Genomic DNA, 7,656 nt, shown 5'->3' with positions numbered 1-7,656 from the left:
TACCTGGCTCGCCGGTCAGCAGGTGGTAGGTGAGCGCGCCCAGGCCGTACACGTCGGAGCGCCGGTCGGGGGCGCCGTCGATCTGGCCCTGCTCGGGGGCCATGTAGCCGGGCGAGCCGGCGGGGAGCGTCAGGCTCGACAGGCGGTCCTCGGTGCGGGCGATGCCGAGGTCGGAGATCATGAGCCGCTCGCCGCCGCCGGACGACGAGCGCAGCAGCACGTTGGACGGCTTGAGGTCGCGGTGCACCACGCCCAGGTCGTGCAGCTCCTGGACGCCCCGGATGATCTCCCGGGCGGTGCGCAGCGCCTCGTTCAGCGGGAGCGGGCCGTCCGCGAGCCGCTCGGAGAGGGTGCCCCGGTCGGCGTAGGTCATCACGAAGTAGGGGCGGCCGTCCGGCAGCTCGCCGATGTCGAAGACCTGGACGACGCGGTGCGAGTCGGCCCGCCGCAGCAGCCGGGCCTCCTGGACGAACCGGTCCCGCACGTCGGTGCGCAGCGTCCAGTGCTCCCCCAGGATCTTGATCGCGACGGGGGAGTCGAGCTCCGGGTCGTGCGCCAGCCAGACGGAGGCGAACCCGCCCGATCCGAGGAGGCGGTCGATCCGGTAGCGGCCGGCGGCTGTCGGGTACTCCACGCCTCCCAATGATGAACGATGGGCGTCGGCGGATGCAGTGTCTTGCCGTGAACGGCCGGACGCGTCGCGTATACGCCCGGGCCGGAATGTCGTGTTGGACGGGGATGTTCTAAAGAGTTGCCCGGAAAACGGATCGCTTTCCGTAGGGCGCTCCGGCTACGGTTCGTAGGTTTGCGGGGTGCGCGGGGGCCTGCCGGGCGGACAGGGCCCGCCCCCTGTCTTTTATCTTTGTCGATGGTTATGAGGACGAGTGTGAGATCGCCGCTCGCCGACGTGCGTGCGCGGCTGCCGCGGCTGATGCTGCGCGACCAGCACCGGCTGCGCCGCCGGATCGACGGCGTGCAGAAGATGCGGGACGCCGGGCGGCGCGCCAAGGCCGCCGAGGAGATCACCGCCGATGTCGACGCCGCGGAGCGGCGGGTCGAGCGGCGGCGGCTCGCCGTGCCCGCGATCACGTATCCGGCGCAGCTCCCGGTCGCGCAGAAGAGGGACGACATCCTCGCCGCGATCCGCGACCACCAGGTCGTGATCGTCGCGGGGGAGACGGGGTCCGGAAAGACCACCCAGATCCCGAAGATCTGCCTTGAGCTGGGCCGGGGCGTGCTCGGCTCGATCGGGCACACCCAGCCGCGCCGGCTCGCGGCCCGGACGGTCGCCGACCGTATCGCCGAGGAGCTCGGCACCGAGCTGGGCGACGCGGTCGGGTACAAGGTGCGTTTCACCGACCGGTCCAGCGACGACACGCTCGTCAAGCTGATGACGGACGGCATCCTGCTCGCCGAGATCCAGACCGACCGGCTGCTCCGCCAGTACGACACGCTGATCATCGACGAGGCGCACGAGCGCAGCCTGAACATCGACTTCCTGCTCGGTTACGTCAAGGAGATCCTGCCGCGCCGCCCCGACCTCAAGGTGATCATCACTTCGGCGACGATCGACCCCGAGCGGTTCTCCGAGCACTTCGGGGACGCGCCGATCGTGGAGGTGTCCGGGCGGACGTATCCGGTCGAGGTGCGCTACCGGCCGGTGGCCGACCCGGACGACCCGTCCGCCGATCCCGACCGCGACCAGATCCAGGCGATTCTGGACGCCGTGGACGAGCTGGGCCGTGAGGCGCCCGGGGACGTGCTGGTGTTCCTCAGCGGCGAACGGGAGATCCGCGACACCGCCGACGCACTGACCAAGCACTTCACGCGGCGGCGGGACGCGGCCGAGGTCCTGCCGCTGTACGCGCGGCTGTCGTCCGCCGAGCAGCATCGCGTGTTCCAGGCGCATCGGGGCCGCCGGATCGTGCTGGCCACGAACGTCGCGGAGACGTCGCTGACCGTCCCGGGGATCAAGTACGTCGTCGACCCGGGCACCGCGCGCATCTCCCGGTACAGCCACCGGCTGAAAGTGCAGCGGCTGCCGATCGAGCCGGTGTCGCAGGCGTCGGCGAACCAGCGCAAGGGGCGCTGCGGCCGCGTGTCCGAGGGCGTGTGCATCCGGCTGTACTCGGAGGACGACTTCGAGTCGCGTCCCGAATTCACCGACCCGGAGATCCTGCGGACGAACCTCGCGTCCGTCATCCTGCAGATGACGTCGCTGGGGCTCGGCGACATCGCCGCGTTCCCGTTCGTGGAGCCACCGGACCGGCGCAACGTCAAGGCCGGAGTCGACCTGCTGCATGAACTCGGCGCCATCGACCCGTCCCAGCAGGACCCGCGCAAGCGCCTCACCCCGCTCGGCCGCCGCCTCGCCCAGCTTCCCGTCGACCCCCGGCTCGGCCGGATGATTCTGGAGGCCGACAAGAACGGCTGCGTCCGCGAGGTGCTGATCATCACGGCCGCGCTGTCGATCCAGGACCCGCGCGAGCGTCCCGCCGAGCAGCAGCAGGCCGCCGACGACAGGCACCGCCGGTTCGCCGACCCGACATCCGACTTCCTGGCTTACCTGAATTTGTGGAATTACCTGCGCGAGCAGCAGAAGGAGCTGTCGGGGAGCGCGTTCCGGCGGATGTGCAAGAGCGAGTTCTTGCATTTCCTGCGTGTTCGTGAATGGCAGGACCTGCACGGGCAGCTCAAGCAGGTCGCCAAGTCGCTCGGCGTCACGCTCAACACCGCTGACGCCGCGCCTGAGCGCGTACACGTGTCGTTGCTCGCCGGGCTGCTGTCGCACATCGGCCTCGCCGACGCCGAAAAGCAGGACAGGCAGCGGCGCGGCCAGGAGTACCTCGGGGCGCGCGGCGCGAAGTTCGCTGTCTTCCCCGGGTCGTCGCTGTTCAAGAAGCCGCCGCGCTGGGTCATGTCGGCGGAACTGGTCGAGACGTCCCGGCTGTGGGGCCGCGTCAACGCCAAGATCGAACCCGACTGGATCGAGCCGCTCGCCGAGCACCTCGTCAAGCGCAACTACAGCGAGCCGCACTGGTCGAAGAAGCAGGCCGCCGTCATGGCGCACGAGAAGGTCACGCTCTACGGGGTGCCGATCGTCGCCGACCGCCGCGTCAACTACGGCCGCATCGACCCGGAGCTGGCCCGCGAGCTGTTCATCCGGCACGCCCTCGTGGAAGGCGACTGGGACACCCGGCACCGGTTCTTCCACGACAACCGCGCCCTGCTGGAGGAGGTCGAGGAGCTGGAGCACCGCGCCCGCCGCCGCGACATCCTCGTGGACGACGAGACCCTCTTCGACTTCTACGACGAGCGGATCCCCGAGGACGTCGTGTCCGGACGGCACTTCGACTCCTGGTGGAAGAAGGCGCGGCACGCCGAGCCCGACCTGCTCGGGTTCGAGAAGTCGATGCTCATCAACGAGACGGCGGGCGGCGTCAGCGAGTCCGACTATCCGGACGCGTGGAAGCAGGGCGCGCTGCGGCTGCGCCTCACCTACCAGTTCGAGCCGGGCACGGACGCCGACGGCGTGACCGTCCACATTCCGGTGCAGGTCCTCAACCAGGTCCGTCCGGACGGCTTCGAATGGCAGGTGCCGGGGCTGCGCACGGAACTGGTCACTGAGCTGATCCGGTCGCTGCCCAAGCAGCTGCGGGTCAACTTCGTCCCGGCGCCCGACTACGCCCGCAAGGTCCTCGACCGCGTCGCGCCCCGCACCGAGCCGCTCCTGGACGCCCTCGAACGCGAGCTGACCGAGCTGACGGGCGTCCCGGTCGCGCGGGAGGCGTGGGACCCGTCCCGGCTGCCCGCCCACCTGCGCATCACGTTCCGCGTCGTCGACGACAAGGGCCGCCCGCTCGGCGAGGGCACCGACCTGGACGAGCTGAAACGCCGCCTCGCGGGCAAGGTGCGCGGGACGCTGTCCAAGGCCGCGTCCACCGTCGAGCGTTCCGGCCTGCGCGAGTGGACGATCGGTGAGCTGCCCCGCACCTACGAGCGCACCCAGGCCGGATACGAGGTCAAGGCGTACCCGGCGCTCACCGACGACGGCGAAAGCGTGTCCGTCCGCATGTACGAGACGGAGGCCGAGCAGGCCCGCGCGATGTGGCTCGGCACCCGGCGGCTGATCCTGCTGAACGCGCCGTCCCCGGTGAAGCTGATCCAGGGCCGCCTCACCAACCAGGGGAAACTCGCGCTCAGCCACAACCCGCACGGCTCCGTCGCCGCGCTGTTCGACGACTGCGTCACCGCCGCCGCCGACCGGCTCATCGCCGAGGGCGGCGGCCCCGCCTGGGACGAGGACGGCTTCCGCGCCCTATATGACCGCGTCCGCGCCGACCTGCACGACACGACCGCCGAGATCGTCGCGCTGGTCGAGCGCGTCCTGGCCGAGGCGCACGAGGTCGACCGGCGGGTGCGCGGCACGGCCAGCCTCACGCTCGTCCCGGCGCTGACCGACATCCGCGGACGGCTCGCGGCGCTCGTCCACCCCGGGTTCGTCACCGCGACCGGATGGGCCCGGCTGCCCGACCTGCCCCGCTACCTGCGCGCCCTCCAGATCAGGCTCGACAAGCTCCCCGAGAACCCCGGACGCGACCGGCTGCTCGCGGGCCAGGCCGACGTCCTGGCGCAGGAGTACGAGCAGACGCTGCGCCGCCTGCACCCGTCCCGCCGCGAGGACGAGCCCGCACGCCAGATCCGCTGGATGCTGGAGGAATTCCGCGTCAGCCTCTTCGCCCAGCAACTCGGGACGCGCTTCCCCGTCTCCGACAAGCGCATCCGCAAGGCGATGGCCGCGCTCTAGCCGCCCGGCCGCTCAACGGCCTAGTCGTTGTGGGCGAACAGTTCCAGGTGTGAGCAGTCCGCGCAGCGGAAGGCGCGGATCGGCAGCCGCTGCTTACCGGCGACCCTCGCTCCGCCGAGCGGCCCCCGCTCCAGCGGGCCCGGCACCCAGCTGCTGAAACCGCGGGCCGTGCCGATGTCGTCCACGAACCCCTCCTGCAGGTTCGCGCTTGCGCACCACGTGCACTTCAGCTCCGTCACACCACGATCATAAATTTCGGACGAACCATGATCAATCGTCGGGTAAGACTGACGGCATGGGGTTGAGGGAGTTCTATCCACCGGTCGAGCCGTACGACTCCGGGCTGCTCGACGCCGGCGACGGGAACCGGATCTACTGGGAGACCTGCGGGAACCCGGACGGCAAGCCCGCGGTGTTCCTGCACGGCGGGCCCGGCGGCGGGATCCTGCCCGACCACCGGCGGTTCTTCGACCCGTCCGCCTACCGGATCGTGCTGCTCGACCAGCGGGGCTGCGGGCGGAGCCTCCCGCACGCCGGCGACCCCGCCGTGCCGCTGGAGCGCAACACGACACCGCACCTGGTGGACGACATCGAACGGCTGCGCGAGCACCTGTCCGTCGACCGCTGGCTCGTGTTCGGCGGGAGCTGGGGGAGCACGCTCGCCCTCGCCTACGCGCAGACCCATCCGGGGCGCGTGTCGGAGTTGGTGCTGCGCGGCGTGTGGCTCGTCCGCCCGGACGATGAGGCGTGGGGGTTCACGCCGGCGGGCGCGGCGCACCTCTTCCCGGCCGAGTGGGCGGCCTTCCGGGACGCGATCCCGCCCGCCGAGCAGGACGACCTGATCGCCGCCTACGGCCGCCGTATCGGCGATCCGGACCCGTCCGTCCATCTCCCGGCGGCGAAGGCGTGGATCGGCTGGGAGCTCACCGCGAACACGCTGCTGCCCGTCCCGCCGCCCGAGCTGGACGACACCGACGTCATGGCGTTCGCCCGCATCACGCACCACTACATCGCGAGCGGCGGCTTCCTCCCGGACGAAGGTCTCCTCGCCGGAGTCGACCGGATCCGGCACGTCCCCGCCGTGATCGTGAACGGCCGCTACGACATGAAGACCCCGCCCGACCAGGCGTGGGACCTGCACCGCGCCTGGCCCGAGGCGGACTTCCACATCGTGGAGGACGCGGGCCACGGCGGATCCGAACCCGGCGTCCGCGACCGCCTCATCGAGGCCACCGACCGCTTCGCCGGACGCTGAGATCCCCGGAGCCCTGACGCGGCGGGCGTTTCCGGGACCCGTCCCTCCGCCGTGACCACCGGTGTCGTGTCCGACACGACATGTGCATGCCCACATGTCCCTCCCAAGTCACTGCAGCAACTCGGATCAGTGCGTATGGTTCATTCCATGCCTAACAGCGAAGAGCGCGACAATAGCGGCCCCGAGGGGACGGCCGCGGCTCCCCAGGGCGCGGTCTCCGAAGGCGCGGGGAACGGCGGTGCCGGATCCTCCGGCGCCGGTTCGGCGAACGGCCCCGGCGCGGGCGGTCCGAGCCCGGGAGGCGGCGAATTCAGGGACGCGACGTCCACCGGTGACGCCGATGCCGGGGGCGCCGGCGCCGGATCCGGCGAGTCCACGGAGACGGCGGTCGCCCGGGTGGGCGACCCGGTCACCGTGTGGCCGTGCGCCAACTGCGGGCGTCCCGTCCCGCAGCCCATGGGGGCCGTCCGCGCGGTCCGCTACTGCCAGGACAACGACGGCGCCTGCGCCCGCGAGGCGCGCGACCGCCGCGACCGCGGCCGGGACGCGCCGGGCCTCACCGGTCAGGTCGCCGCCGCCTGGGAGATGGTCGAGCGGCTGGAGAAGGCCGCCGACCTGCTCGCCGACTCGCTGACGTCCGAGCTGAGCGTCGCCGGGGTGGAGCGGCGCGTCGCCGAGGTGCGGGCCGAGGCCGCCCGCGAGCTCGCCATCGCGCAGAGCGAGCGCGACGCGTCCCAGCGCAAGGCCGAGGAGGCGTGGCACGAGGCGTCGTCCGCCCGGCAGCGCGCCGACTCCGCGGAGCGCGACGCCGCCCGCTTCCGCGAAGAGGCCAAGGTCGCCACCGCCAAGCGCGACGCCGCGCAGCAGGCGTGGGAGGAGGCGCACGAGGTCGCGCAGCAGTCGATGACCGCGAAGCTGGCCGCCGAAAGCGAACGCGACCGCGTCGCCGCCCGCGAGACCGAGTTGCTCGCCGCGCTGGAGAGCACCCGCGCCGAGCTCGTCGGCCTGCACTCCAAGCTCGCCGAGGCGGAGGGCGCCGTCGAGGCGCAGCGCGTCGAGGCCGCCGTCGCCAAGCAGGGCGCCGAGGACCTGCGCAACGCGATGCGCGACACCGAGGCGCAGCGGCAGCGCGCCATGCAGACCGCGAGCAAGGCCGAGGCCGAGCGCACCGCCGCGATGCGGGCCCAGTCCGAGGCGGAGGCGGAGTCCGTCCGCGCCAACGCCCGCGCCGACGAGGCCGTCAAGGAACGCGATGCCGCGCAGGCCCACGCCCACGCCGTGACGGCCGAGCGCGAAGAACTGACCACCAAGATCAACGATCAGGCCGTCCAGCTGCGGCAGCTGTCGCAGTCGGTCGCCGAGCAGCAGGCCGCGCTCACCGCCCTCGCCGAGGAACGCGACGCGGCCCGGGCCGAGGCCGACCGCGCCCGCCGCCAGATCGACCAGTTCACCCAGAACACGCTGTCGTCCAACGTCCCGCCGGGCGGCCGGATGCCCGGCGGCGGCGCCCCGGTGCCGCCCGCGGGCCACGCCGGACCGCCGCCCTCGGCCCCGCCGCCCTCCGGCAGGCCGCCGGCCGGAATGCCGCCCGGCC

At 72.1% G+C, this 7,656-nt stretch carries 5 protein-coding genes; 3 read left to right on the top strand and 2 right to left on the bottom strand.

The window, feature by feature from the left end; genetic code table 11:
• Window positions 1–634 (bottom strand): serine/threonine-protein kinase (locus ETD83_RS36930; protein ID WP_138649848.1); only part of this gene is annotated, 634 nt, incomplete at its 3' end.
• A 240-nt stretch (window positions 635–874) separates the two neighbouring features.
• On the opposite strand from ETD83_RS36930, the gene hrpA reads away from it, so the two are divergent.
• Window positions 875–4,807, top strand: coding sequence for an ATP-dependent RNA helicase HrpA (gene hrpA / locus ETD83_RS36925; RefSeq protein WP_138649847.1), 3,933 nt, complete (start codon window positions 875–877; stop codon window positions 4,805–4,807).
• Between the two features lie 20 nt (window positions 4,808–4,827).
• Here hrpA and ETD83_RS36920 read toward each other — a convergent pair whose 3' ends face one another.
• On the bottom strand, window positions 4,828–5,046 hold the full coding sequence (locus ETD83_RS36920) for a hypothetical protein (protein WP_138649846.1): 219 nt from the start codon (window positions 5,044–5,046) through the stop codon (window positions 4,828–4,830).
• Between the two features lie 62 nt (window positions 5,047–5,108).
• Here ETD83_RS36920 and pip point away from each other — a divergent pair, with 62 nt between their 5' ends.
• Window positions 5,109–6,062, top strand: coding sequence for a prolyl aminopeptidase (gene pip / locus ETD83_RS36915; protein ID WP_138649849.1), 954 nt, complete (start codon window positions 5,109–5,111; stop codon window positions 6,060–6,062).
• 147 nt (window positions 6,063–6,209) lie between these two features.
• Window positions 6,210–7,656 (top strand): coiled-coil domain-containing protein (locus tag ETD83_RS36910; protein ID WP_230421434.1); only part of this gene is annotated, 1,447 nt, incomplete at its 3' end.

The organism is Actinomadura soli (assembly GCF_005889715.1).
Lineage (GTDB): Bacteria > Actinomycetota > Actinomycetes > Streptosporangiales > Streptosporangiaceae > Spirillospora > Spirillospora soli.
This window is presented reverse-complemented; position numbering and strand designations above follow the sequence as displayed.